The 22,740-nt window shown below is 48.5% G+C and carries 33 protein-coding genes; 2 read left to right on the forward strand and 31 right to left on the reverse strand.

What is annotated here, in order from left to right:
* Positions 1-6: 6 nt before the first annotated feature.
* From rpsD to rpsJ, 26 genes are all read right to left on the reverse strand, one after another.
* Positions 7-627, reverse strand: coding sequence for a 30S ribosomal protein S4 (gene rpsD / locus ACVBEJ_RS10890; RefSeq protein WP_447129662.1), 621 nt, complete (start codon positions 625-627; stop codon positions 7-9).
* 15 nt (positions 628-642) lie between these two features.
* On the reverse strand, positions 643-1,035 hold the full coding sequence (gene rpsK, locus ACVBEJ_RS10895; protein ID WP_447129663.1) for a 30S ribosomal protein S11: 393 nt from the start codon (positions 1,033-1,035) through the stop codon (positions 643-645).
* Between the two features lie 20 nt (positions 1,036-1,055).
* Entirely contained in the window at positions 1,056-1,412 is a 357-nt protein-coding gene (rpsM, locus tag ACVBEJ_RS10900; RefSeq protein ID WP_447129664.1) for a 30S ribosomal protein S13, read from the reverse strand.
* Positions 1,413-1,647: 235 nt separating this feature from the next.
* Positions 1,648-1,764, reverse strand: a complete 117-nt coding sequence (gene rpmJ / locus ACVBEJ_RS10905; RefSeq protein ID WP_447129665.1) for a 50S ribosomal protein L36 — start codon at positions 1,762-1,764, stop codon at positions 1,648-1,650.
* Between the two features lie 59 nt (positions 1,765-1,823).
* Positions 1,824-3,140: a preprotein translocase subunit SecY gene (secY, locus tag ACVBEJ_RS10910; protein ID WP_447129666.1), complete on the reverse strand. Its 1,317-nt coding sequence runs from the start codon at positions 3,138-3,140 to the stop codon at positions 1,824-1,826.
* Positions 3,141-3,260: 120 nt separating this feature from the next.
* Entirely contained in the window at positions 3,261-3,701 is a 441-nt protein-coding gene (gene rplO / locus ACVBEJ_RS10915) for a 50S ribosomal protein L15 (protein WP_447129667.1), read from the reverse strand.
* A 2-nt stretch (positions 3,702-3,703) separates the two neighbouring features.
* The gene (gene rpmD / locus ACVBEJ_RS10920) at positions 3,704-3,895 is read right to left on the reverse strand and encodes a 50S ribosomal protein L30 (protein ID WP_447129668.1); all 192 of its coding nucleotides are present in this window, start codon (positions 3,893-3,895) and stop codon (positions 3,704-3,706) included.
* A 111-nt stretch (positions 3,896-4,006) separates the two neighbouring features.
* The gene (gene rpsE, locus ACVBEJ_RS10925; RefSeq protein WP_447129669.1) at positions 4,007-4,522 is read right to left on the reverse strand and encodes a 30S ribosomal protein S5; all 516 of its coding nucleotides are present in this window, start codon (positions 4,520-4,522) and stop codon (positions 4,007-4,009) included.
* Between the two features lie 11 nt (positions 4,523-4,533).
* Positions 4,534-4,884 carry a 50S ribosomal protein L18 gene (gene rplR, locus ACVBEJ_RS10930; protein ID WP_447129670.1) on the reverse strand — a complete coding sequence of 117 codons (351 nt, stop codon included), beginning with the start codon at positions 4,882-4,884 and terminating at the stop codon, positions 4,534-4,536.
* Positions 4,885-4,892: 8 nt separating this feature from the next.
* Complete coding sequence (gene rplF, locus ACVBEJ_RS10935) at positions 4,893-5,426, reverse strand: 50S ribosomal protein L6 (RefSeq protein ID WP_447129671.1); 534 nt, start codon at positions 5,424-5,426, stop codon at positions 4,893-4,895.
* Between the two features lie 12 nt (positions 5,427-5,438).
* Complete coding sequence (gene rpsH / locus ACVBEJ_RS10940; protein ID WP_447129672.1) at positions 5,439-5,831, reverse strand: 30S ribosomal protein S8; 393 nt, start codon at positions 5,829-5,831, stop codon at positions 5,439-5,441.
* Between the two features lie 12 nt (positions 5,832-5,843).
* Complete coding sequence (gene rpsN / locus ACVBEJ_RS10945) at positions 5,844-6,149, reverse strand: 30S ribosomal protein S14 (protein ID WP_447129673.1); 306 nt, start codon at positions 6,147-6,149, stop codon at positions 5,844-5,846.
* Positions 6,150-6,160: 11 nt separating this feature from the next.
* Positions 6,161-6,700 (reverse strand): 50S ribosomal protein L5, encoded by a 540-nt coding sequence (rplE, locus tag ACVBEJ_RS10950; RefSeq protein WP_447129674.1) that lies wholly within the window; start codon positions 6,698-6,700, stop codon positions 6,161-6,163.
* Between the two features lie 14 nt (positions 6,701-6,714).
* Positions 6,715-7,029 carry a 50S ribosomal protein L24 gene (rplX, locus tag ACVBEJ_RS10955; protein WP_447129675.1) on the reverse strand — a complete coding sequence of 105 codons (315 nt, stop codon included), beginning with the start codon at positions 7,027-7,029 and terminating at the stop codon, positions 6,715-6,717.
* 147 nt (positions 7,030-7,176) lie between these two features.
* Positions 7,177-7,545: a 50S ribosomal protein L14 gene (rplN, locus tag ACVBEJ_RS10960; protein WP_447129676.1), complete on the reverse strand. Its 369-nt coding sequence runs from the start codon at positions 7,543-7,545 to the stop codon at positions 7,177-7,179.
* A 30-nt stretch (positions 7,546-7,575) separates the two neighbouring features.
* Entirely contained in the window at positions 7,576-7,839 is a 264-nt protein-coding gene (rpsQ, locus tag ACVBEJ_RS10965; protein ID WP_447129677.1) for a 30S ribosomal protein S17, read from the reverse strand.
* Positions 7,840-7,841: 2 nt separating this feature from the next.
* Complete coding sequence (gene rpmC / locus ACVBEJ_RS10970; protein ID WP_447129678.1) at positions 7,842-8,033, reverse strand: 50S ribosomal protein L29; 192 nt, start codon at positions 8,031-8,033, stop codon at positions 7,842-7,844.
* The gene (gene rplP, locus ACVBEJ_RS10975; RefSeq protein WP_289152411.1) at positions 8,033-8,446 is read right to left on the reverse strand and encodes a 50S ribosomal protein L16; all 414 of its coding nucleotides are present in this window, start codon (positions 8,444-8,446) and stop codon (positions 8,033-8,035) included. The genes rpmC and rplP overlap by 1 nt, the downstream gene beginning before the upstream one ends.
* Before the next feature lie 12 nt (positions 8,447-8,458).
* The gene (gene rpsC / locus ACVBEJ_RS10980; protein ID WP_447129679.1) at positions 8,459-9,157 is read right to left on the reverse strand and encodes a 30S ribosomal protein S3; all 699 of its coding nucleotides are present in this window, start codon (positions 9,155-9,157) and stop codon (positions 8,459-8,461) included.
* 10 nt (positions 9,158-9,167) lie between these two features.
* Positions 9,168-9,497, reverse strand: coding sequence for a 50S ribosomal protein L22 (gene rplV / locus ACVBEJ_RS10985; RefSeq protein ID WP_289152409.1), 330 nt, complete (start codon positions 9,495-9,497; stop codon positions 9,168-9,170).
* Between the two features lie 15 nt (positions 9,498-9,512).
* The gene (gene rpsS, locus ACVBEJ_RS10990) at positions 9,513-9,788 is read right to left on the reverse strand and encodes a 30S ribosomal protein S19 (RefSeq protein WP_289152407.1); all 276 of its coding nucleotides are present in this window, start codon (positions 9,786-9,788) and stop codon (positions 9,513-9,515) included.
* A 26-nt stretch (positions 9,789-9,814) separates the two neighbouring features.
* Positions 9,815-10,639 carry a 50S ribosomal protein L2 gene (gene rplB, locus ACVBEJ_RS10995; protein ID WP_447129680.1) on the reverse strand — a complete coding sequence of 275 codons (825 nt, stop codon included), beginning with the start codon at positions 10,637-10,639 and terminating at the stop codon, positions 9,815-9,817.
* 12 nt (positions 10,640-10,651) lie between these two features.
* Positions 10,652-10,948 (reverse strand): 50S ribosomal protein L23, encoded by a 297-nt coding sequence (gene rplW, locus ACVBEJ_RS11000; RefSeq protein ID WP_447129681.1) that lies wholly within the window; start codon positions 10,946-10,948, stop codon positions 10,652-10,654.
* Positions 10,945-11,562, reverse strand: a complete 618-nt coding sequence (gene rplD, locus ACVBEJ_RS11005) for a 50S ribosomal protein L4 (protein WP_447129682.1) — start codon at positions 11,560-11,562, stop codon at positions 10,945-10,947. The genes rplW and rplD overlap by 4 nt, the downstream gene beginning before the upstream one ends.
* 11 nt (positions 11,563-11,573) lie before the next feature.
* Complete coding sequence (gene rplC / locus ACVBEJ_RS11010) at positions 11,574-12,206, reverse strand: 50S ribosomal protein L3 (protein WP_447129683.1); 633 nt, start codon at positions 12,204-12,206, stop codon at positions 11,574-11,576.
* 154 nt (positions 12,207-12,360) lie between these two features.
* Positions 12,361-12,672 carry a 30S ribosomal protein S10 gene (gene rpsJ / locus ACVBEJ_RS11015; RefSeq protein ID WP_447129684.1) on the reverse strand — a complete coding sequence of 104 codons (312 nt, stop codon included), beginning with the start codon at positions 12,670-12,672 and terminating at the stop codon, positions 12,361-12,363.
* A 564-nt stretch (positions 12,673-13,236) separates the two neighbouring features.
* On the opposite strand from rpsJ, the gene ACVBEJ_RS11020 reads away from it, so the two are divergent.
* Together ACVBEJ_RS11020 and ACVBEJ_RS11025 are read left to right on the forward strand one after the other, a co-directional pair.
* Positions 13,237-13,734 (forward strand): fibronectin type III domain-containing protein, encoded by a 498-nt coding sequence (locus ACVBEJ_RS11020; RefSeq protein ID WP_447129685.1) that lies wholly within the window; start codon positions 13,237-13,239, stop codon positions 13,732-13,734.
* 223 nt (positions 13,735-13,957) lie between these two features.
* On the forward strand, positions 13,958-15,289 hold the full coding sequence (locus ACVBEJ_RS11025) for a TIGR03013 family XrtA/PEP-CTERM system glycosyltransferase (RefSeq protein ID WP_447129753.1): 1,332 nt from the start codon (positions 13,958-13,960) through the stop codon (positions 15,287-15,289).
* Positions 15,290-15,304: 15 nt separating this feature from the next.
* On the opposite strand, the gene ACVBEJ_RS11030 is transcribed toward ACVBEJ_RS11025, so the two are convergent.
* The 5 genes from ACVBEJ_RS11030 to ACVBEJ_RS11050 all read right to left on the reverse strand — a co-directional run bounded on the left by ACVBEJ_RS11030 (position 15,305) and on the right by ACVBEJ_RS11050 (position 22,725).
* Positions 15,305-16,861, reverse strand: coding sequence for an amino acid adenylation domain-containing protein (locus tag ACVBEJ_RS11030; protein WP_447129686.1), 1,557 nt, complete (start codon positions 16,859-16,861; stop codon positions 15,305-15,307).
* 140 nt (positions 16,862-17,001) lie between these two features.
* Complete coding sequence (locus ACVBEJ_RS11035) at positions 17,002-17,811, reverse strand: sulfotransferase (protein ID WP_447129687.1); 810 nt, start codon at positions 17,809-17,811, stop codon at positions 17,002-17,004.
* A gap of 58 nt (positions 17,812-17,869) precedes the next feature.
* Positions 17,870-18,424, reverse strand: coding sequence for a hypothetical protein (locus ACVBEJ_RS11040; RefSeq protein WP_447129688.1), 555 nt, complete (start codon positions 18,422-18,424; stop codon positions 17,870-17,872).
* A 51-nt stretch (positions 18,425-18,475) separates the two neighbouring features.
* On the reverse strand, positions 18,476-20,164 hold the full coding sequence (locus tag ACVBEJ_RS11045) for a hypothetical protein (protein ID WP_447129689.1): 1,689 nt from the start codon (positions 20,162-20,164) through the stop codon (positions 18,476-18,478).
* Between the two features lie 47 nt (positions 20,165-20,211).
* Entirely contained in the window at positions 20,212-22,725 is a 2,514-nt protein-coding gene (locus ACVBEJ_RS11050) for a glycoside hydrolase family 2 protein (RefSeq protein ID WP_447129690.1), read from the reverse strand.
* Positions 22,726-22,740 lie beyond the last annotated feature (15 nt).

Raw genomic sequence — 22,740 nt, forward strand, 5'->3', positions numbered from 1 at the left:
AAATAATTACTTGGAGTACAGTTCAACAATCAGGTTTTCGTTGATTTCGGAAGGCAGTTCACTGCGATCAGGAACGCGCTTGAAAGTACCGGCCATTTTGTTGGCGTCTACTTCAATCCACTCGATATCACCACGCTGTGCAGCCAGAGCCAGGGCGCTGGAGATACGCAGCTGGGTTTTGGACTTCTCACGGATGCTCACCTCGTCACCAGCCTGTACCTGGTAAGAGGCGATATTCACCTTCTTGCCGTTTACCAGAATGGCGTTGTGGGACACCAGCTGACGGGATTCAGCGCGGGTAGAGCCGAAGCCCATACGATAAACCACGTTATCCAGACGCTGCTCCAACAGGGTCAACAGGTTTTCGCCGGTGGCGCCTTTCAGACGGGCCGCTTCTTTGTAGTAGTTGCGGAATTGCTTTTCCAGAACGCCGTAGGTACGGCGAACTTTTTGCTTTTCACGCAGCTGAACACCGTAGTCAGACAGGCGACCGCGACGCTGACCGTGCTGGCCAGGGGCGCTCTCTGCGCGACATTTGGAGTCCAGGGGACGAACGCCACTTTTCAGGAACAAGTCGGTTCCTTCGCGGCGGGACAGTTTACAAGTCGGTCCAATATATCTTGCCATGATTTAAGCCCTGCCTTATACGCGACGTTTTTTCGGCGGACGGCACCCGTTGTGGGGGATCGGCGTCACGTCGGTGATGTTGGTAATTTTGAATCCAGCGTTGTTCAGTGCACGAACAGCGGATTCACGGCCGGGGCCAGGGCCCTTTACTTCCACTTCCAGGTTTTTCATGCCGAATTCTTGAGCGGCAACACCGGCGCGCTCGGCAGCAACCTGAGCGGCGAAGGGAGTGGATTTACGGGAACCGCGGAAACCGGAACCACCCGCAGTGGCCCAGCTCAGGGCGTTGCCCTGACGGTCGGTAATAGTAACGATGGTGTTGTTGAAGGACGCGTGGATGTGCGCGATGCCGTCAACAACGGTCTTTTTGACCTTCTTGCGAGCGGTCTTTTGTCCAGGTTTTGCCATGATCAGTTATGTCCTGTCAATTAGCGCTTGATGGGCTTGCGCGGACCCTTGCGGGTACGGGCGTTGGTCTTGGTACGCTGGCCGCGCAGCGGCAAGCTGCGACGGTGGCGCAGGCCACGGTAGCAACCAAGGTCCATCAAACGTTTGATGTTCATACTGATTTCCCGACGCAAGTCACCCTCTACGCTGTGTTTGGCTACCGCCTCACGGAGAGTGTCCATCTGCGCGTCGGAGAGATCAGCTATCTTTACATCTTCCGCGATACCGACTTCAGCGCAGATTGCTTTAGCGGTTGGGCGGCCGATCCCGAAAACATAGGTGAGGGAAATCACCGCATGCTTGTTATCGGGGATATTGACACCGGAAATACGGGCCATTGAGTTTCTCCACAGGTTTCATATAAATAGTGCTACCCCCCACCCTTTGGGCGGAAGGCCATAAAAAAGGCGCGAAAGGATAGCTTTGGTTGCGTTAAAAAGCAAGCGTTGTATAGGCCTTGTCATTGCGAGGGAGCCTTTCTTGTTAAAGAAAGCGACCGCGGCAATCTCCTGAATTTGGCACTTTGCCTGATGGAGATCGCCACGGGCCTACGGCCCTCGCGATGACGGAGCTTTAACCCTGACGTTGCTTATGACGCGGTTCCGCGCTGCAAATTACCCGCACCACACCGTTGCGACGAATGATTTTGCAGTTGCGGCACATTTTTTTAACGGATGCACGAACTTTCATCTTTAATACCTCTTGGCTATTGGTGGATTACGCTTCGCTAATCCACCCTACGGGCAAATTTAACGCTTGCCCTTTAAATTGGATTTTTTCATCAACGAGTCGTACTGGGACGACATCAGGTGCGATTGAACCTGGGCCATAAAGTCCATGGTCACTACCACTGCAATCAACAGTGAAGTACCACCCAGATAAAATGGCACATTAAATTGCACCTGCAATACTTCCGGCAGCATACACACACCGGCCATGTAGATACCGCCAACCACGGTGAGGCGAGTCAATACCGTATCGATGTACTTGGATGTCTGTTCACCGGGGCGAATACCGGGCAGGTAGGCGCCACCGCGTTTCAGGTTGTCTGCCATTTCCTTGGTGTTGTACATCAACGCCGTATAGAAGAAGCAGAAGAAAATGATCAAACCGGCAAACAACAGGTAGTACAGTGGCTGACCACGGCCAATCAACAAACCCACCTGGCTTACCCACTCCGGCGCATTGCTGCCTTCACCAAACCAGGTAGTAATGGTATTGGGGAACAGCAGAATACTGCTGGCAAAAATCGCCGGAATCACACCGGCCATATTGACCTTGAGGGGTAAATGACTGGTTTGCGCGTTGTAGGCTTTGCGGCCCTGCTGACGTTGAGCGTAATTTACAGTAATGCGGCGCTGGCCGCGTTCCATAAACACCACAAAGTAAATCAGCGCAATGGCCAGAATCAGGATAAACAGCAACGCAACGCCGTGAATTTCACCCTGGCGCGCCATCTCAATGGAACCGCCGATGGCACTGGGCAAGCCTGCCACAATACCGGCGAAAATCAGCATGGAAATACCGTTGCCTACGCCGCGCTCAGTAATCTGCTCGCCCAGCCACATCATAAACACCGCACCGGTTACCAGGGACACCACCGCACCGGTGTAAAAAACCGGGCCGGGGTCCAGGGCAAAGCCCTGACTGCCGAGGCCAACCGCAATACCGGTGCCCTGAACCAGGGCCAGTAACACGGTGCCGTAGCGGGTGTACTGGTTGATCTTGCGGCGGCCAGAATCCCCTTCTTTCTTCAGCTGCTCCAGGCTGGGCACAACGGCACTCATCAGCTGCATGATGATCGACGCCGAAATATACGGCATCACATTCAGCGTCAGAATACTCATATTCGCCAGTGCGCCACCGGAGAACATGTTAAACACGTCCAGGATGGTGCCCTGGTTGCTGTTAAAGAACTCGGCAACCTTTTCCGGGTTTATGCCCGGAATGGGAATATGAACACCGATGCGGTAAACCACAATTGCCAGGAACAAAAAGCGAAGGCGAGCTAACAGCTCGCCCATGCCTTTCTGGTTTCCCATCGGCATATTACCGGCTTTGGCCATGATTTATCCTTTAACCTTTTCTACCCGTCATTGCGAGGAACGCAGTGACGCGGCAATCTCATGATTACGGCAGTGTCATATGGAGATTGCCGCGTCGCCTGCGGCTCCTCGCAATGACGATTAAGCGTCCGCTTCTACCTTGCCACCAGCCGCTTCGATGGCAGCAACAGCACCCTTGGTGGCAGCGATGCCTTTCAGGGTAACGGCTTTGGTGATTTCACCGGACAGGAAGACTTTGGCGCGCTTGATATTGGCGTTAACCAGACCCGCTTTGCGCAGTTCTTCCAGGGTGATCACATCGGCGTCAACCTTGTTCAGCTCTGCCAAACGAATTTCTTCGCTAACGCGGGAAATACGCGAGGTAAAACCGTATTTTGGCAGGCGCTTCTGCAAGGGCATTTGACCACCCTCGAAGCCCGGCTTAACCGAACCACCGGAGCGTGACTTTTGACCTTTGTGGCCGCGGCCACAGGTTTTGCCCAAGCCACTGCCAATGCCGCGGCCAACGCGCTTGCCTTCTTTGATTCGCCCGGGAGCGGGACTCAGCTCATTCAGTCGCACGATTATTCTCCCTCTACGGTAACCATGTAGTTGACTTTGTTGACCATGCCGCGGGTGGACGGAGTGTCTTCCACCTCAACAGTGTGGCCAATGCGACGCAGGCCGAGGCCGGCAACGCATGCCTTGTGAGCAGCCAGACGACCGTGAACGGACTTGGTCTGGGTCACTTTCATCATTTTCTTTGCTTTAGCCATGACTTAATTCTCACTAAATATTCGTCATTGCGAACGGAGCGAAGCAATCTTGTGGAATCCGGAGATTGCCGCGTCGCTACGCTCCTCGCAATGACGAGTCATTGCAGATGCTTAAACAATCTCTTCCGCAGCTTTGCCACGCTTGGCAGCCACTTCGTCCGGGGAGCGCATGTTTTGCAGCGCTTTAAAGGTGGCGCGAACCACGTTTACCGGGTTGGTGGAGCCGTAACATTTGGCCAGTACGTTTTGCACACCGGCAATTTCCAGTACGGAACGCATGGCACCACCGGCAATAACACCGGTACCCGCAGAAGCCGGCTGCATGTACACCTTGGAGGCGCCATGGTTGGCTTTGGTGGGGTACTGAATGGTGTCGCCATCCAGGTGAACCTGGATCATATTGCGGCGCGCGGATTCCATTGCCTTCTGGATTGCCTGAGGCACTTCGCGAGCCTTACCGCGACCGAAGCCCACTTTGCCATTGCCGTCGCCGACTACGGTCAGCGCGGTAAAGGCAAAGATACGGCCGCCTTTTACGGTTTTGGCAACGCGGTTCACCTGAACCAGTTTTTCCTGCAGGCCGTCGCTTTCCTGGCCTTGCTGTTGATCTCGATCTCTTTTCGCCATTTCAGTAACCCTTAGAATTCCAGTCCGGCTTCGCGGGCAGCATCTGCCAGCGCTTTAACGCGACCGTGGTATTTGAATCCGGCGCGATCGAAAGCAACCCGGGTAACCCCAGCGGCTTTAGCACGCTCTGCTACCAGTTTGCCAACGGAGCTTGCTGCTTCGATGTTGCCAGTAGCGCCAGAGCGCAGGTCTTTGTCCAACGTGGAAGCGCTGGCCAATACACGATCGCCTTCCGGCGCGATAACTTGTGCGTACATGTGGCGCGGAGTGCGATGAATGCACAGGCGGTTCTCGCCCAGCTCGCGGATTTTCATCCGTGAACGGCGCGCACGACGCAAACGGGAGTCTTTTTTGTCGCTCATAATCAAACCTATTTCTTCTTCGCTTCTTTACGGCGCACATACTCGTCAGCGTAACGAACACCTTTGCCTTTGTAGGGCTCTGGTGGACGGTAGGCGCGAATCTCTGCGGCAACCTGGCCCAGCAACTGCTTGTTGGCAGAGCTCAACACAATATCGGTCTGGCTGGTGCACTCGGCTTTAACACCTTCCGGCAGCTCGTACTCAACCGGGTGGGAAAATCCCAGGGTCAAGTTCAGCTTTTTGCCTTGCAGGGCAGCACGATAACCAACACCTTGCAGCTGCAGCTTTTTCTCAAAGCCGTTGCTGACGCCAGTTACCATGTTATTGACCAGAGCGCGGGTGGTGCCCGCCAGAGCGTTGGCTGATTTGCCACCGCTTTTGGGGGCGAAAGTCAGCACGTTATCGTCCTGCTTTACTTCCACATCGCCATGGATGTTGTGGCTCAATTCGCCCTTACCACCCTTGACGGAAATTGCGCCGTCTTTCAGGGTAACGGTAACGCCGACTGGGATTTCAATGGGAGCTTTTGCTACTCGTGACATATCGGCAACTCCTTAGAATACAGTGCAGAGCACTTCGCCGCCGATGCCCGCTTCGCGCGCTGCGCGGTCGCTCATCACACCTTTGGAGGTAGAGATGATAGCGACACCCAGGCCACCGCGAACACTGGGCAGCTCACCGGAACCGGCGTATTTACGCAGGCCGGGGCGACTGATGCGGGCAATCTCTTCGATTACCGGCTTGCCTTCAAAATACTTCAGGTCAATGGTCAGCTCGGGCTTGGCGCCGTCGCTCACACTGTGACCATTGATGTAACCTTCGGATTCCAGAACCTCAGCCACAGAGACTTTCAGTTTGGAACACGGCATGGTGACAGCAACCTTGCTACGCTGGTGGGCGTTGCGGATGCGAGTCAGCATGTCTGACAACGGGTCTTGCATACTCATCGGTTTCGCTCCTTACCAGCTCGCTTTAACCAGGCCAGGCACATCGCCGCGCATGGCTGCTTCACGCAGCTTGTTGCGGCACAGGCCAAACTTGCGGTACACCGCGTGCGGGCGACCGGTAACACGGCAGCGACGCTGCTGGCGAGCCGGGCTAGCATCGCGGGGCAGCTTTTGCAGCTGCTGTTGCGCTTCCCAAATCTCCTCGTCGGAAGAGTTGGCGTTTTTAATAATCGCTTTCAGCTCGGCGCGCTTGGCGGCGTACTGGGAAACGATCTTGGCGCGTTTGGTTTCCCGCGCAATCATGGATTTCTTAGCCATCTGTCCTGCCCTCAGTTCTTCAGCGGGAAGTTGAACGCACGCAGCAGAGCGCGGCCTTCATCGTTGGTACGAGCAGTGGTGGTGATGGTGATATCCAATCCACGCAGCGTGTCCACTTTGTCGTAGTCGATTTCCGGGAAAATGATCTGCTCGGATACACCCATGGCAAAGTTCCCACGACCATCGAACGACTTGGGGCTGATGCCACGGAAGTCGCGAATACGGGGAATCGCAATGCTGATCAGGCGCTCCAGGAACTCGTACATGCGGTCAGACCGCAGTGTTACCTTACAGCCGATCGGCCAACCTTCGCGGACTTTAAAGCCGGCGATGGATTTGCGTGCACGGGTTACCACGACCTTTTGACCGGAGATTTTCTCCAGATCAGCAACGGCGTTTTCCAGGATTTTCTTGTCACCCAGAGCTTCACCAACACCCATGTTCAGGGTGATTTTGCTGATGCGAGGTACTTCCATTACGTTCGCCAGACCCAGCTCTTCTTTCAGCTTGGGGGCGATTTCGTTTTTGTAAACTTCTTTCAACTTTGCCATCTTTATATCTCCGGTCAGGCGTCAACAGCTTCGCCGGTGGATTTGAAGATACGGACTTTTTTGTCGCCCTCTACCTTGAACCCCACACGGTCTGCCTTGTTGGTTGCGCCATTGAAAATCGCGACGTTAGAGACTTGAATCGGTGCCTCTTTTTCCACGATGCCACCGGCAATACCCATTTGCGGATTGGGCTTCTGGTGCTTTTTCACCAGCTGCACACCGCTGACGATCAGACGCTGCTCGTCCAGCACCCGCAGCACTTTGCCGCGTTTGCCTTTGTCGCGCCCGGCGATCACGATAACTTCGTCATCACGCTTGATCTTACGCATAGCCATTTTCCTCTTTGCTTTCCGCTTTCCAGAATTACTTAAATTAACCTTGATTGTCATTGCGAGCGTAACGAAGCAATCCAGTGTCTTTAAAGTCGCTAGATTGCCGCGTCGCTGCGCTCCTCGCAATGACGGGACAAAGGCCTCTTACAGTACCTCTGGAGCCAGAGAGACAATTTTCATAAATTTTTCGCTGCGCAGCTCGCGGGTTACCGGCCCAAAAATACGGGTGCCGATGGGGGCGTGAGATGCGTTCAGCATTACTGCTGCGTTGTCGTCAAACTTGATCAGGGAACCGTCCTGACGACGAACACCTTTTTTGGTGCGTACAACCACGGCGTCGAGCACCTGGCCTTTCTTCACCTTGCCGCGGGGAATTGCTTCCTTCACGGTCACCTTGATAACGTCACCAACGCCGGCGTAACGGCGGTGAGAACCGCCCAACACCTTGATGCACATCACGCGACGGGCACCAGAGTTGTCGGCAACATCCAGGTAGCTTTGTGTTTGAATCATGTTATTGCTCCAGCATGAACGGCCACGAAGTTAAACTTCGGTAGCGCGCTCCACAATTTCGACCAGTTTCCAGGATTTGGACTTAGCCAAGGGACGAGTTTCGGCAATTTCTACAACGTCGCCGATTTTGCACTCGTTGTTTTCGTCGTGTGCCTTGATCTTGCTGGACTTGCTCAGGATCTTGCCGTACATCTCGTGTTTTACGCGACGCTCGATCAGAACCGTGATGGTTTTGTCCATTTTGTCACTGACAACTTTACCTGCCAGAGTACGTGCTTTTTCTGTCTGGGCCATTATCAGTTACCTTTCTTCTCTGTCAGAAGAGTTTTAATGCGCGCAATATCGCGACGCACTTCTCTCAGCTTGTGGCTCTGTTGCAACTGACCAGTAGAGTGCTGCATACGCAGCTTAAACTGGGCTTCCAACTGAGCGTTGAGCTCAGTGTTCAGCTCGTCAACAGACTTTTCGCGAAGTTCGTTAGCTTTCATCACATCACCGACCGTTTCACAAAGGCGGTTTGCACCGGCAGTTTGGCAGCAGCAAGGGCAAATGCCTCACGCGCCAGCTCTTCCGACACACCTTCCATTTCATACAGAACCTTGCCCGGCTGGATCTGGGCTACCCAGTATTCAACGTTACCCTTACCTTTACCCATACGAACTTCCAGGGGCTTGTTGGTAATGGGCTTGTCTGGGAACACACGAATCCAGATTTTGCCGCCACGTTTTACGTGACGGGTCATGGCACGACGAGCCGCTTCGATCTGGCGAGCAGTGATACGACCACGGCCAGTGGCTTTGAGGCCAAATTCACCAAAGCTCACTTTGCTGCCGCGCAGTGCCAGGCCGCGGTTGCGACCCTTCATCATTTTCCGGAACTTGGTACGCTTGGGCTGTAACATTGTGCGTACTCCTTATTTATCCGCTGCTTTCTTGGGCTTTCTGGTGGTTTTTTTCGGAGCCGGTGCTTCCACCTGCTCTTCGCCACCCAGAATTTCGCCTTTGAAAATCCACACTTTTACGCCAATGATGCCGTAAGTGGTGGAGGCTTCGTAAGTTGCGTAGTCGATGTCCGCACGCAGAGTGTGCAACGGTACACGACCTTCGCGGTACCATTCAGAGCGAGCAATCTCGGCACCGCCAAGACGACCGCCAACCTGAATCTTGATGCCCTTGGCGCCCTGGCGCATGGCGTTTTGCACGGCGCGCTTCATGGCGCGACGGAACATAACGCGGCGCTCCAGCTGTTGAGCAACGCTTTGAGCAACCAGCTTGGCGTCCAGATCCGGCTTGCGGATCTCTTCGATGTTGATGTGCACAGGCACATCCATCATGCGAGCCACATCGTTGCGCAGTTTTTCTACATCTTCACCTTTCTTGCCAATAACCACGCCGGGGCGTGCGGTATGAATGGTGATGCGTGCCGTTTGCGCAGGACGCTCAATTTCTACTTTACTGACAGAGGCGTTATCGAGCTTTTTCTCGATGTATTCGCGCACTTTCAGGTCGCTGTTGAGGTTGTTTGCATAATCCCTGGAGTTGGCATACCAAACAGAATTGTGCTTTTTAACAACGCCCAAACGAATGCCGACGGGATGTACTTTCTGACCCATTATTCGTCTCCTAAACCGCTACTTTGACGGTGATGTGGCAAGTGCGCTTCAGGATGCGGTCAGCACGGCCCTTGGCGCGCGGCATGATGCGCTTCATGGTCATGCCTTCGTCGACGAAGATGGTAGACACCTTCAGCTCATCGATATCCGCTCCATCGTTGTGTTCGGCGTTTGCAATGGCAGACTCCAACACTTTTTGGATCAGGTCAGCGCCTTTTTTGGGGCTGAACTTCAGAATATCCAGAGCGTCTTCAACGGACTTACCGCGAATCTGGTCAGCGACAAGACGTGCTTTCTGGGCAGAAAGCCTTGCGCCGCGCAGTTTTGCTGTAGTTTCCACAGTAACTTTCCTCTCTTAGCGCTTGGCTTTCTTGTCCACCACGTGCCCACGATAGGTACGTGTTGGTGCGAATTCGCCCAGCTTGTGACCAACCATCTCCTCACTCACAACCACCGGCACGTGCTGGCGACCGTTGTGAACGGCGATGGTCAGACCAACCATTTCAGGCAGGATCATAGAGCGGCGAGACCAAGTCTTGATGGGACGGCGGTCTTTGCTCTCTACGGCCTTCTCCACCTTGTTGAGCAGGTGAAGATCGATAAACGGGCCTTTTCTTAAAGAACGTGGCACTGTTATTTCCTCTCAATCAATGTGGATTATTTACCGCGACGGCGCACGATGAGCTTATCGGTACGCTTGTTCTTGCGGGTTTTGTAACCTTTCGCTGGAGTACCCCAAGGTGAAACCGGGTGACGGCCACCAGAGGTACGGCCTTCACCACCACCGTGCGGGTGATCTACCGGGTTCATGGCAACACCACGAACAGTTGGGCGAACACCGCGCCAGCGGGAAGCACCGGCTTTACCCAGAGAGCGCAGGTTGTGCTCGCTGTTGGACACTTCGCCCAAGGTAGCGCGGCACTCAACCAGCACTTTGCGCATTTCACCGCTGCGCAGACGCAGGGTGGCGTGCTTGCCTTCGCGGGCAACCAGCTGAGCGGAAGCACCGGCGGAACGGGCGATTTGCGCGCCTTTGCCAGGCTTCAGCTCAACACAGTGAACGGTGCTACCAACGGGCACATTGCGCAGTGGCAAGGTATTACCCACGGAGATGTCGGCATCGGCACCAGAACTGATCTGATCGCCAGCCTTGAGGCCTTTGGGGGCGATGATGTAGCGGCGCTCACCGTCGTTGTAGCACACCAGGGCAATGTAGGCAGTGCGGTTGGGATCGTATTCCAGACGCTCTACGCGGGCCGGGATACCATCTTTATTGCGCTTGAAGTCGATGATGCGGTAGTGCTGCTTGTGACCACCACCGATGTGACGGGTGGTGATACGACCGGCGTTGTTACGGCCACCGCTTTTCGACTTCTTCTCCAACAGAGGCGCGTAAGGGGCACCTTTGTGCAGATCCGGGTTGACCACGCTAACAACATGGCGACGACCCGGAGATGTCGGTTTTCTCTTGATTACTGGCATCGCAACAATCCCCTATTCCACTGCCGCAAAGTCAATTTCTTGACCTTCGGCCAGCCGAACGTACGCTTTTTTCCAGTCGGAGCGCTTGCCAATGCCGTAACGGGTACGCTTGGCCTTGCCCTTGGTGACTACAGTGCGAACGTCCAGCACGTCTACTTTGAAAAGCTGCTCAACAGCGGCTTTCACTTCGCGCTTGGTGGCTGTTTTAGCGACTTTGAAAATCACCTGATTGCTACTTTCAGCAACAACGGCGGCTTTTTCAGAGACGTGAGGCCCAAGCAGAGTCTTAAAAACGATTTCCTGATTCATCCCAGCATCTCCTCAATCTTTTTCAGCGCAGATACTGTAACAACCACTTTGTCGAACTTGATCAGGCTAACCGGGTCAATAGCGCTAACGTCGCGAACATCAACCTTGTGCAGGTTGCGAGACGCCAGATACAGGTTCTCGTTCACTTCTTCGGAAACAATCAACGCTTCTTGCAGGCCCAGATCACCCAGCTTGGCCACCAGACCTTTGGTCTTGGGGGCATCGAGATCGAAAGACTCAACCACCACCAGACGCTCCTGGCGAGCCAGCTCAGACAGAATGGAGCGCAGCGCACCGCGGTACATCTTGCGGTTCAGCTTCTGGCTGTGATCCTGAGGCTGGGCGGCGAAGGTAACACCACCGCTGCGCCAGATGGGGCTGCGGATGGTACCGGCACGGGCGCGGCCAGTGCCTTTTTGACGCCAGGGCTTCTTGCCGCCACCGGAAACCGCAGAGCGGTTTTTCTGGGCGCGGGTGCCTTGACGGGCGCCTGCCAAGTAGGCAGTGACCGCCTGGTGCACCAGATCCTGGTTGTATTCGTTGCCAAAGGTCAGCTCAGACACAGTTACTGTGCCAGCCGCTTTGCCTTCAGCAGATGCAATATTTAATTCCATGAACGTTCCCCTTAAGCCTTCACTGCAGGACGAACAATCACGTCGCCACCGGGAGCACCTGGAACGGCACCCTTGATGAGCAGCAGATTGCGCTCGGCGTCGACACGAACCACTTCCAGGCTCTGCACAGTCACACGCTCAGAACCCATGTGGCCAGCCATCTTCTTACCTTTGAAGACGCGACCTGGAGTCTGGCACTGACCGATAGAACCGGGAGCGCGGTGAGAAATAGAGTTACCGTGAGTGGCATCCTGCATGCGGAAGTTCCAGCGCTTAACACCGCCCTGGAAGCCTTTACCTTTGGAAGTGCCGGTAACGTCAACTTTCTGGCCAGCCTCAAAGCCTTCAACGGTGAAAGAATCACCAGCTTTGAGTTCACCCAGATCGTCAACACGGAACTCCCACAGACCGCGACCGGCTTCAACGCCAGCCTTAGCCAAGTGGCCCGCTTCGGATTTGCTTACTCGGGATGCGCGACGGGCACCGGTAGTTACCTGAACGGCAGTGTACCCATCGACGTCGTCAGATTTGACTTGTGCAATGCGGTTGGGCTCTACCTCAACCACAGTCACTGGAACGGACTCGCCGTTTTCAGTGAATACACGAGTCATGCCGCACTTGCGGCCGACAATACCTATAGTCATTTTATAACCTCTTGTGTACGGGGCTATTACCCGCTACGGCCACCCATTTCAGAGTGTTACACAGCCCATAAGGGCGTTTCGGTTTAACTTACTTGCTTACTTTTGGCTTATTGTCATTCCCGCGCAGGCGGGAATCCATAAGCCTTATATGGAGTTAACCAAGGCTGATCTGTACTTCTACACCAGCGGCCAAGTCCAATTTCATCAGAGCATCAACGGTTTTATCCGTTGGCTCCACGATATCCAGCAAACGCTTGTGCGTGCGGATTTCGTACTGGTCACGCGCGTCTTTATTAACGTGCGGCGAGATCAGAACCGTGTAACGCTCTTTGCGAGTCGGCAGCGGAATGGGGCCACGAATCTGGGCACCGGTACGCTTGGCCGTCTCTACGATCTCTTGCGTCGAAGCGTCAATCAACTTGTGATCAAACGCCTTGAGACGAATTCGAATTCGTTGACCCTGCATGGAATCAAACTCCATCTATCTATATAAAAGAACCCAAGAAACCTGCTCGAGGCTTCCGAAACCAGCCATTTCAGCACGGGATAGGCACACAAAAAGCACCACCGGCAAAAATGGAGGCGCAATGGTAGTGATGTGGAGGGGGGATGTCAACAGGGATTTGAAGATAATTACGCTAAACTACAGACTCGCCGCGAATGACCACTTTGCAAAAAGCAGTCAAAAATGGCCTGACCGTTTGTCGGCGATTATTGGCCGATTGTCCGCGCTTTCGAGTAGCCTTCGCTTTTTTAAGCCTAGGTAAAAATCGGCAACCTGTGTTAACAATAAAAACTCTTGATGCCTCAACCAGCTCTTGGCTACTTACTTCATATGAATCAATACCGAGCATGCACTACCACCACTAGGTAGCGCATTAAGTGTGAGCTATTTCCCACAATACTAACCGCAGTTAACGACACCGACAAAAGTGATAAACCGCTCACACCATAGAAAACCACCCTCACCTACCATGCTGGCCATCAACTAACGGCAACTGATGACAGGTCGCCAGCACCGAGCAACTTAATGATGCAACACGTTAAATCCTTCTCTCGACTATTAGTACTGCTAATCTTTACCTCCGCCTTGGTAGCCTGCGGCGGTGGAGGTGGCGACTCAGCAAGCAGCGGAAACTCTGGATCTGGCAGCGGCCAAACGCCCGCTCCAACACCTCAGCCAACTCCAGACCCGGATCCCGCCCCGCAACCAACTCCAGACCCGGATCCGGACCCAGCACCCAACCCTCAGCCAGCTACTTTTTCAGCCACGCTTAGCTGGAATATACCCAGCAATAGGGAGAATGGCGATTCCCTGGAACTGTACGAGATCGGCGGATATGAGATTCAATACAAGCTGGCCAGTGACAGCCAGTACACCAGTGTTCTTGTTAACGACGAGACTCGCGATAATTATGAAATCACAGGGCTAAGTGCCGGAACTTACGAGTTTCGCATTGCGACCTTTGATATCGACAACGTATACAGTCAATTCAGCTCCCCACAGTCGGCGACAATTGGCTCGTAAACACACACACCTTGACACTTTTACCATTGACCACCGACAAGACAACCAAAATAATCGACAAGGTAGCTGCCACACCCTTCAGCACAGGTTAAAATAGGACTTACACACTCCTGCTTACCCAGGCTTCAATTATTACAAAACCAGAGCCTAAGCCTTGTCACATATCCGGGTTTTTAAGCATCATCTACACAAGCTCTTTCTGATACTTGGTAGCATAGAGCTTGTGCTGCTGTTTCTGTCTGTGATGGCAGGAACCAGCTTTATCCTAGAGACGCCACTACTTGAACAGAAAGCTGGGCTCGCAAAAGCGGCCACATACTCTTTCATTATGAGCGCATGCAGCCTTTCCATGGGAGTATATTTGTCTTACTCCAAAGAAGGCTTTGCAGCCATGGCATTACGCACGGTTGTCAGTTTTTGCCTACTTGGCGCAGGGCTTCTAACAATTGCTTACTACATCTTGCCCGAGCTCTACCTGGGAAGAGGCGTTCTATTTTGGTCAACCCTGCTATCCACCGTCCTGGTCCTGTCAGCCCGATGGCTATTTTTTCACACCGTTAATCTATCCCGCATAAAGCGCAGGGTGGTGCTTTTGGGTACAGGAAAGCAGGCAAAGAACATATTAGACAACCTGGGGAAAGAGCGGTCTGGTTTCGATGTGGAAATCTTTTGCTGCTTTAATGATGAAAACAGCGCAATACAAGTGCCACAATCCCTTGTAAAGCCTTACCCCAAAGATTGGGCTCAATACATCAGGCAGCACAAAATTAGCGAAGTGGTGGTCGCACCCGATGAGCGCAGGCGAAGCAAAGGAGGCAGCTTTCCTGAAGAAGGTTTACTTGAATGTAAAATGGCCGGGGTCATTGTCAGCGATGTGCTTTCTTTTTTTGAAAGAGAAATGTCTAAAGTGGAAGTTAACCTCTTGCATTCCGGCTGGCTGCTCTTCTCTGATGGCTTTAAGTATTCAAGAAGCCGGGATATTGGCAAGCGCGCTTTCGACATTGTCACCGCCAGCCTTCTTGTTCTGGCTCTATCACCACTATTGCTGCTCACCAGCGCAGTCATCTTATTAGGCTCCGGCCGCCCTATTCTGTATTCTCAACTTCGAGTCGGCCTCAACGGAAAAATATTCCGCATCTACAAATTCCGCAGCATGCGCAATGATGCCGAAAAGAACGGTGCCGTCTGGGCAAGCAAAAACGATAGCCGGGTAACCAAGGTGGGAGCCTTTTTGCGCAACACCAGAATTGACGAACTCCCCCAGCTTTACAATGTTTTGAAAGGGGAAATGAGCTTTGTAGGGCCTCGGCCCGAGCGCCCCGAATTTGTCGAAGAACTCAGCAAACAGATTCCATTTTATGACTCTAGACACAGGACAAAACCGGGCCTTATGGGGTGGGCGCAGCTCAACTACCCTTACGGCGCGTCAGTAGAAGATGCCAAAGGTAAGTTGCGCTATGATCTCTATTATATGAAAAATCATAGTATGATGATCGACCTACTCATTATGGTTCAAACCATAGAGGTGGTATTGCTTGGGGATGGAGCGCGCTAGAAATCTCGCAATCATTCACTCAAAAACTTCTCTATAGGCCACCTTCCTATCTACTTTGTCATTTGATGTCTTAGGCAAAGGACCTGAGCTGACCACCAACTTCGTAGGCACCATATATCCAGGAAGAAGTCCAGAGAGCTGCTTCCGAAGAAAACCATCAGTCACCTTGCCGCCCGCATATACGAGCGCGCCTATTTCTGCACTTGATATTTCATCACCCGGGCAAAATACTACTGCGGCCTCCACAACACCGTCTATATGCATCATGGCGCTTTCTATTTCCCCAAGCTCAATTCTCTGCCCAAGGAACTTGATCTGACTATCAACCCTCCCGAGAAAGTCAAACATTCCGTCATCACCCAGACACACCAAATCACCTGTGCAGTACAGCGGATCATGAAAAATACTGTGAATTGGATTTTGAATAAATGACTTTCGAGTTTTTTCCGAATCACCTAAATACCCGTAAGAAACGGATACCCCCCTAACCAATAGCTCTCCTCTGGCACCAGGTTTTTGCGTTATCTCGCCTGACTCTATACGCACGAAAAGCTCCATATTTTTTCTGGCATGCCCAATGGAGATAGAAGTTGAATTTTCATCGGGCAAACCCGGTATCACGTAGTAGCTACAATCCACTGTGATTTCTGTTGGACCATACATATTGGCAAATTGCGCATGAGGCAACAGCTTCATCCATTCACGAACAACGCTTGGCGGCAGCGCCTCTCCTGCACATATCACATGCCTTAACTCTGGTAATGAATTCTTTTTAAGGCGCCCCGACTTGTGAATCAATGCCAGAACCGATGGGACACAAAAGAACACACTAATTCTATTTTTTTCCAGCCAACCGACCATCTTTGGCAATACGGCATTTATGGCATCATGCACCAGATATAATGTTGCTCCAGTTTTGAAGGCTGTATAGAGGTCGAATGTCGAATTATCGAAATATAAAGGCGCATGATTTGCAATTTTATCTTCACTACTAAGCCTGTAAGCGTCAACACACCACTCTATATAATCTATGATCGCGTGATGCGAAATCATTACACCCTTAGGAACCCCTGTTGAACCGGATGTAAACAAAACATAAGCAAGATCAATAGACAAATTACGATAGACTACCCCAAAGTGTTCACCTTCAAAGCTTTGCAGAGCCTCATCAATATTAATAATACGATATTCTTTCAACCCTTCATTTTCTGGCAAGCCAATCAGCTTCCGCCACCGCAAAGAGCTTTCATCACTAACAAGCACACATGTTGCCTTACAGGCCTTCAGTATGGAAAGAAGGCGACTACCCGGAGCATTAAAGTCTAATGGAACGTAGGCGCAATCAGCCTTTAATATCGCCAAGATTGACCTAATAGAGCCTATACTTTTAGGCATAAAAAATGGCACAAAGTTGCCTCGAGAGACATTACGTTCTTTCAACGCAGCTGAAAGAACGTTCGACTCATATTCCATGTCACGGTAGCTTATTGAATCGTCACCACAAACAACCGCAGGCTTTTCGGGGTATCTTTCAGCAGATTGCGAGAAATAGTCTTGTACTAGCGTAATCATATGTGCTCGCCTTTTTTTATTCTTACCCTCACATGCAAAAATCAAAAGCAAGGCGTCTAATGAACAGCATTTATCAACCAAGCGTCAAAAGAAGTCGCAATTAATTTTCAGATAGGCAATCAGAAACAGACATGTGATGACTATCTTTTGTTTCTTTCAGGGTACATTTTTTTTAACAGCCAACCAGGCATTACCTTTTTTATGCGCTTTATGTAAGCGGAAGGCAATTTGCTTACAAAACTATCTAAAACCGTCGACACTCTTCCCTTGATATCTGAATGATCATACTCTTTTTTATAGACAGATTGAGTAATTTCAACATTCGAGAATTCTGATATTTCTCTTAAAACCAACTCAGGGTGATTCTGAAAATCTTCGTATCGAAGCCTTAAGTGGGGGATATCATATTCCTGCAAAGTTTTTACTGCTTGCCCGATGTGATTGCGTATTCGTTTATATGCATCATCTCGATCTTTCCTTGACTTCTTTTTCCACCTTACTCTTACAAAACTATTGAAAATAGCCTTTCGGTCTCTTTCAATAAGAATCACTTTTGTATTCTCAGCCACCAACGGCCACCAATACTCTAAGGTATAGCAAAGCCGAGGGTCTTTCCAAACCCAAGGGGCATTCTTATAATAAAATTCAACAAAATTTTTGTGGTGTGCCTTTTTTTTGATATTTTTGATATTTTTGATATGGTCACTTAATATCGAATCATACATCCAAGTGTTATCATGCTGAAATCCCGATATTTTAAGCACCTCAGCATTAAACTTAGTTAGCTGATCTGATTCCCAGTAACCATCCGGATTAAAGTGATCAGGAGCGCGAACACTATCTGAATCACTGGCAACATAATAGCCATGATTTACAAATATGCTAGATAGCATACTTGTTCCCGATCGAGGCATTCCAAGTATGATTATATTTTTAGCTTTTTTTTCCATTTTTTATAAACTCTTGACATCGTCTAGATTGAAATTTATTCAACATAACAAAGCATCATTAATCTTCTCTATTCAATCTTTCTTCTATATTTTTAATCGCTTCGTTGATAATAAACTTTACTTCTTCATAAGTAGTATCAGGATGATTATTAAATTCCATTATAGGGTGATACTTCCATCTAGATTTATAGTTGTCATCAATCACATACCTAACATGCTGAATAGATGTGCTTCCATGAATATATTTACCGTCCACCTCTTTTTGGGCAAGCGCTATTGCACAAAACAATGATTTTTTAACCCAAAGTAAACAAAATCTATCGTAACTTCTATCCCAATTTTCTTTTTTCTCTAAATAAAACGCAGCCCTTTTAAGTATTATGACATCTTTTTCAGATACTGGAGACTCTCTTTTAGTCCAGGCTTCTGGATTTTCTCTCGTTAAGTTTTTGAAATGAGGATAGAACAAATAGCCTGCAGCCAATATAATACCGACCATACAAAGTATATTAACAAGCTTATCTATCTTTATTGAATATAGCGAAGTAATCTTCCAAAACTGTCTAAATATTGCCAAAAAAACGATTCCCGAAAATGCAATAACTGTAAACATTTAACTTAACCTTAAAATTTATCGATTTTGATAGCTGTATTTTCTATAATTTCAGTTGTTGGATATATTTTCCTGTGGTACATCTTTTAATATATTAACAAGCCTCATCTTAGAATCGTATGATGAGAATGTATGGTTGGCATCCCGTACAGAAAAAGCTTTCACATTAAATTTCTTGATAAATTTCTTTACAGGCATCTTGCTAGCATCGACTAAAAGCCCCCATCCTGGGTCGGAATCAGAAACAATAATAGAAATTCCGATACGATTTTTCCCAACAAACTCCATATCTTTGTTCAGCTTGGTATTTGGAACGCTATTTAAAATTCGATATAGAAGCTCAAATATCGAGTTCATTTTCTTTATGGTGACTCTTAATAAAAAGATAAATATATACCCAAAGCTGACATTCCCTCTAATAAATTTTCTCCAGGATTTAAAATCCTTGATTTTTTTTGAATAGTAGTTTGCGTCTACAGTTACCTTTCTTTCCTCTGGCATATCTATGGACATTCCTTCCTTCCAGTAAAACGTGAGCGGATTAATTAATACTGACTCTTTTAGAATTGAATGCCCCTTTATCGCCATATGCAATGCATGATGAGCTCCAGAGCAAATTCCTGCCAAGATTACACTCTTTGCCATACCGTTTTCATGTAAGTAGTTAAGTAGTGCTTCTATATAGCTTGTTGCCGAAGCTGGATAGCAATGATTTTCTTGAAAAATATCTGAAGTAGCACTATCTCCTAAATTTCGCATATCAAATCTAATAGAAGGAATTCCGTAATCCTCAGATAACTTTCGACACGCTTCAACATATACACGGTTTGGCCCAGTATGAGATCCTGAGCCCGAATTAATAAAAACAAATGTTGGGCGTTCATTTGACAGGCTTAATGGCTTTGTAAAAATTCCAAATTGACCGGCATCGTCCCTAAATACACTTTCTTTCAATCGTTCTCCTACCCGAAATGAGTTTATTTCTGGTAATTGATTAAAAAAAGACAAATTATCGGATTTTTTTAAAAGTATATCTGAAATTTTCTTAAAAATTTTTCGGGGAATTTCTGTGTACTGAGGCTCCAAGAGAACTCCATGAATATATTTCTCTTCAATTATTCGAACATTTTTGTTTTCGATAAATATTTTTCCGGATTCTTTTACATTGCTAGTTACAATACTGGTATCAATTTTATTTTCTTTTTTCAATTCTATTTTTTTTAACCATGACAACAAGTCATCCGAATAAAAATAGCCTCCAGACTCTATGCCATTTTTATCTGTTGAAGCTCTTTCTGAAAATTTTGAAGTCGCGACAATTTCCCTCAGAAACCTCTTAATTGATAATATAGGCTCAATCAAGATATGCTGGTCAGCCTCAACAAGCTTCAACAAGTTAGCTCCAGAACGCAAGCCGATTAAAGAAACTGGTAACTCTAAAGAATATTTTTTTATTAAAGTTTTTATTGTTTCTATCCACAGAAGATGTATTTCAGAGTTATAGGTAGAACTACTACTATTTCCGTAACCGGGAAGATCAAAACGAAGGACAGACCACCCTTTACTCTGCAAATCTAAGGCCATTAATCGATAGAACCGATAACTATGAAAGGCTTCATGTCCAAGAGGAGGCACCAAAATCACAAACCCAACAGATTTATCTTGCGGGATGTGATAGGAGATGAAAACATCCTGATTTTTAACGCGCTCCCATCCAGACTGGACTAATGAAAGAGACATAAACCAATAACCTAAAGCTTAATTTTTGATAATTTTTCTTTGGCGAACTAATTCAACTTTATTCTTATTTTCCCACTAGAGTTAAGTGCAGCCAAATATCCCAAAAGCGGCTTTTTATCTACCCTATTTGAGCGCAACATAATAGTTTTTTCGCCCTCGGGTATCATGTGAAAATAATTATCATCAGGCAAATAACCTGGAAAATCAATTTCAATCGACTGGAAAAAACTGTTACTTTTTAAATGAAGGATAAAATCTTCATCTTCAGCTTTTAACTCATAAGAAATCCCATGAATCTCAACCTCAGGGATCGAAGAGTAATCAGGGAAGTAATACGCTTCTGAGATAACGGAATTTTTAGTGTCTATCAATTTTGCATAGGCCACGTGCCACTGCTGTGGGCCGAACTTGTAGTTGTATGAGCTGTCTGAAAAATGTTCCAGTAAGAAGTCAAGGTCGAGGTCGATAGTTTTTGAGGCCGATAGAGTCAGGTTTTTGCTGGTCTCAGAACGACTGAATGTTTTTGCATTTAAAAGACCGACGAGAATGGTGGCTTTGAAATCGTAGGGAAGCTCATTAGTTACAGTAACAACCAATCCATCAAGCCCGTTATCTCTTATCAATATACACTGGCTTTTCCAACATCTTTTTAAATAATAGTAAACAGCTTTTGGATTTTTTTTACTGTCTATTACTCCCCATCCAGCCCCTGGAACAATATCCTGGTAAAACCAGACTAATCCACCAGTACATCTACTTTTTTCACTTCTCCAGCGACTAAATACTGCATTCATTACTTCGCCGGTAACACAGCGAGAAAGCGCCAAATATCTTTCCGGATCCGTATAACGAAGTTCTGTTGGATTGACGTGATAAATTTCTTGTAGGTAAAAATCCCTAATGTCATCAAAATCCCAGCCTGCGCCGCCATCTCTTGGGGTTCCAGCTTTCCATTTATCGTTATAAATCGCTCTTGAATCTCCCTCCATAAAAGAAGAAACAGATTCTTTACTGGGAACATGGGCAAAGCCGAGGCATTCCGATGAAAATCTTACCTCGTCCACGGAGCGGTCGTTAAGTCTATGGCGATAGGCGCCAATGCCAAAATAATGACTAATGCCTTTGCCGATATGAAACGGCATGCTTCCACCGGTTGGAGTAGAAGGAATATAGGGTATATCGCTATGATATTCGCTACACCATGCAGGTATTTTTTTGTCAAACAGGTCAGACTCCCAAAATCCTGAAGGCATACCTAACATTGCAGTTTGCTGCTGAATTTCACTATTACCACAATATACAGTTACACAAGCATACTGACGGAGCCTGGTTAGCTGACAAACGATTTCTGCTTCAACACTGTCCAGAAACTCATTATCTGAAGAGGGGTAATCCATATTAGCAAACATAAAGTCTTGCCAAACCATTATCCCTAGTTCATCACAGGTTTGATAAAATTCGTCTTGCTCATACAGCATTGTTCCGCCGACTCGCAGCATATTAACGCCAGCATCTTTTGCCAGTTTCAAACTTTCCTTGAGCGTCGTTTTGTCGCCAGTCAGAGTGTAAATATCATTGGTTGTCCAACAACAACCGCGGCAAAATATTTCTTTTCCATTAATCTCTATAACGGGAGAAGAGTCAGGTTTGTTTAAATGTTTGAAATCAACAGATTTAAAACCAAGTTTTCCCTCTTTAGTAAATAATGGTTGGTCTTGCCAGTATATGCCGCACTTGTAATTTGCTAGCTCGGGTACACCGTGGGTATGTGGCCACCAAGCGGGTGTATCTACAGGAATTTTGGAAATAATATGGGTGGCATGCCCTTTCTTTTCAACGGCCAATTCCTCTGGCGAAGTGCGGTACTTCTGTTTATCCAGTGTTAAAACAATTGATAAGCCTTTGAGATCAATGGCCTCACTGGAAATCAATTCAAGATTAATTAAAGCGACTTTTTGAGGCGTAGTTGAAGGGCTGACAGTTAAGTTTGAAATATAAATACCGTCTGTGGATCCTTCAAGTCTAATTGGTCGCCAAGGGCCTGTCGGGTTAAGGTTGGGGGTCCAGCCTGGAATTCGCCCTAATAAAGATGCTCTATGCCACCTCAGATTTTGATTGGATACTAATTTTGTTTTCCAGCGTTTCCTTGGGGCTTTCTTTATATTGAAATTATCTACGCTTCTAAAAACCAAAAACAACCTATTTTTTTCTTTGATTTCATCAATATTCAAAATGGTTTGGGTAAACATGTTGTTCGTAGATTTTACCAGGCTACCGTTAAGCCAGATTTCCGCATATGTAGCTAATCCCTCGAATCTCAAAAAAGATTTGATATCTTCTTTGTTCGCAGCCACATCAAATTCTGTAAAGTACCACCAATCGTAGTGATCGATATTTTTCAAATATTCTTCTTTTGTTCCGAAAAGAGAGCTTGCTACAGTGCCAGGAACCAATGCATTAAAAGTATTCAGATATTTTTCTTCAGGAATGTCTCCAGGGCTGCCAAACTCTCCCGGGTTTGATCGAAATGCTTGCCAATTATTGTCCAGTTCTTGTTTCAAGATATTAACCCTTGC

It is taken from the genome of Porticoccus sp. GXU_MW_L64, assembly GCF_052983295.1.

What these genes read in the sequence shown, in the direction of transcription:
- rpsD (WP_447129662.1), bottom strand. Translation starts at nt 627, where the DNA reads ATGGCAAGATATATTGGACCGACTTGTAAACTGTCCCGCCGCGAAGGA.
- rpsK (WP_447129663.1), bottom strand. Translation starts at nt 1,035, where the DNA reads ATGGCAAAACCTGGACAAAAGACCGCTCGCAAGAAGGTCAAAAAGACC.
- rpsM (WP_447129664.1), bottom strand. Translation starts at nt 1,412, where the DNA reads ATGGCCCGTATTTCCGGTGTCAATATCCCCGATAACAAGCATGCGGTG.
- rpmJ (WP_447129665.1), bottom strand. Translation starts at nt 1,764, where the DNA reads ATGAAAGTTCGTGCATCCGTTAAAAAAATGTGCCGCAACTGCAAAATC.
- secY (WP_447129666.1), bottom strand. Translation starts at nt 3,140, where the DNA reads ATGGCCAAAGCCGGTAATATGCCGATGGGAAACCAGAAAGGCATGGGC.
- rpmD (WP_447129668.1), bottom strand. Translation starts at nt 3,895, where the DNA reads ATGGCTAAAGCAAAGAAAATGATGAAAGTGACCCAGACCAAGTCCGTT.
- rpsE (WP_447129669.1), bottom strand. Translation starts at nt 4,522, where the DNA reads ATGGCGAAAAGAGATCGAGATCAACAGCAAGGCCAGGAAAGCGACGGC.
- rplR (WP_447129670.1), bottom strand. Translation starts at nt 4,884, where the DNA reads ATGAGCGACAAAAAAGACTCCCGTTTGCGTCGTGCGCGCCGTTCACGG.
- rplF (WP_447129671.1), bottom strand. Translation starts at nt 5,426, where the DNA reads ATGTCACGAGTAGCAAAAGCTCCCATTGAAATCCCAGTCGGCGTTACC.
- rpsH (WP_447129672.1), bottom strand. Translation starts at nt 5,831, where the DNA reads ATGAGTATGCAAGACCCGTTGTCAGACATGCTGACTCGCATCCGCAAC.
- rpsN (WP_447129673.1), bottom strand. Translation starts at nt 6,149, where the DNA reads ATGGCTAAGAAATCCATGATTGCGCGGGAAACCAAACGCGCCAAGATC.
- rplE (WP_447129674.1), bottom strand. Translation starts at nt 6,700, where the DNA reads ATGGCAAAGTTGAAAGAAGTTTACAAAAACGAAATCGCCCCCAAGCTG.
- rplX (WP_447129675.1), bottom strand. Translation starts at nt 7,029, where the DNA reads ATGCGTAAGATCAAGCGTGATGACGAAGTTATCGTGATCGCCGGGCGC.
- rplN (WP_447129676.1), bottom strand. Translation starts at nt 7,545, where the DNA reads ATGATTCAAACACAAAGCTACCTGGATGTTGCCGACAACTCTGGTGCC.
- rpsQ (WP_447129677.1), bottom strand. Translation starts at nt 7,839, where the DNA reads ATGGCCCAGACAGAAAAAGCACGTACTCTGGCAGGTAAAGTTGTCAGT.
- rpmC (WP_447129678.1), bottom strand. Translation starts at nt 8,033, where the DNA reads ATGAAAGCTAACGAACTTCGCGAAAAGTCTGTTGACGAGCTGAACACT.
- rplP (WP_289152411.1), bottom strand. Translation starts at nt 8,446, where the DNA reads ATGTTACAGCCCAAGCGTACCAAGTTCCGGAAAATGATGAAGGGTCGC.
- rpsC (WP_447129679.1), bottom strand. Translation starts at nt 9,157, where the DNA reads ATGGGTCAGAAAGTACATCCCGTCGGCATTCGTTTGGGCGTTGTTAAA.
- rplB (WP_447129680.1), bottom strand. Translation starts at nt 10,639, where the DNA reads ATGCCAGTAATCAAGAGAAAACCGACATCTCCGGGTCGTCGCCATGTT.
- rplW (WP_447129681.1), bottom strand. Translation starts at nt 10,948, where the DNA reads ATGAATCAGGAAATCGTTTTTAAGACTCTGCTTGGGCCTCACGTCTCT.
- rplD (WP_447129682.1), bottom strand. Translation starts at nt 11,562, where the DNA reads ATGGAATTAAATATTGCATCTGCTGAAGGCAAAGCGGCTGGCACAGTA.
- rplC (WP_447129683.1), bottom strand. Translation starts at nt 12,206, where the DNA reads ATGACTATAGGTATTGTCGGCCGCAAGTGCGGCATGACTCGTGTATTC.
- rpsJ (WP_447129684.1), bottom strand. Translation starts at nt 12,672, where the DNA reads ATGCAGGGTCAACGAATTCGAATTCGTCTCAAGGCGTTTGATCACAAG.
- ACVBEJ_RS11020 (WP_447129685.1), top strand. Translation starts at nt 13,237, where the DNA reads ATGATGCAACACGTTAAATCCTTCTCTCGACTATTAGTACTGCTAATC.
- ACVBEJ_RS11030 (WP_447129686.1), bottom strand. Translation starts at nt 16,861, where the DNA reads ATGATTACGCTAGTACAAGACTATTTCTCGCAATCTGCTGAAAGATAC.
- ACVBEJ_RS11035 (WP_447129687.1), bottom strand. Translation starts at nt 17,811, where the DNA reads ATGGAAAAAAAAGCTAAAAATATAATCATACTTGGAATGCCTCGATCG.
- ACVBEJ_RS11040 (WP_447129688.1), bottom strand. Translation starts at nt 18,424, where the DNA reads ATGTTTACAGTTATTGCATTTTCGGGAATCGTTTTTTTGGCAATATTT.
- ACVBEJ_RS11045 (WP_447129689.1), bottom strand. Translation starts at nt 20,164, where the DNA reads ATGTCTCTTTCATTAGTCCAGTCTGGATGGGAGCGCGTTAAAAATCAG.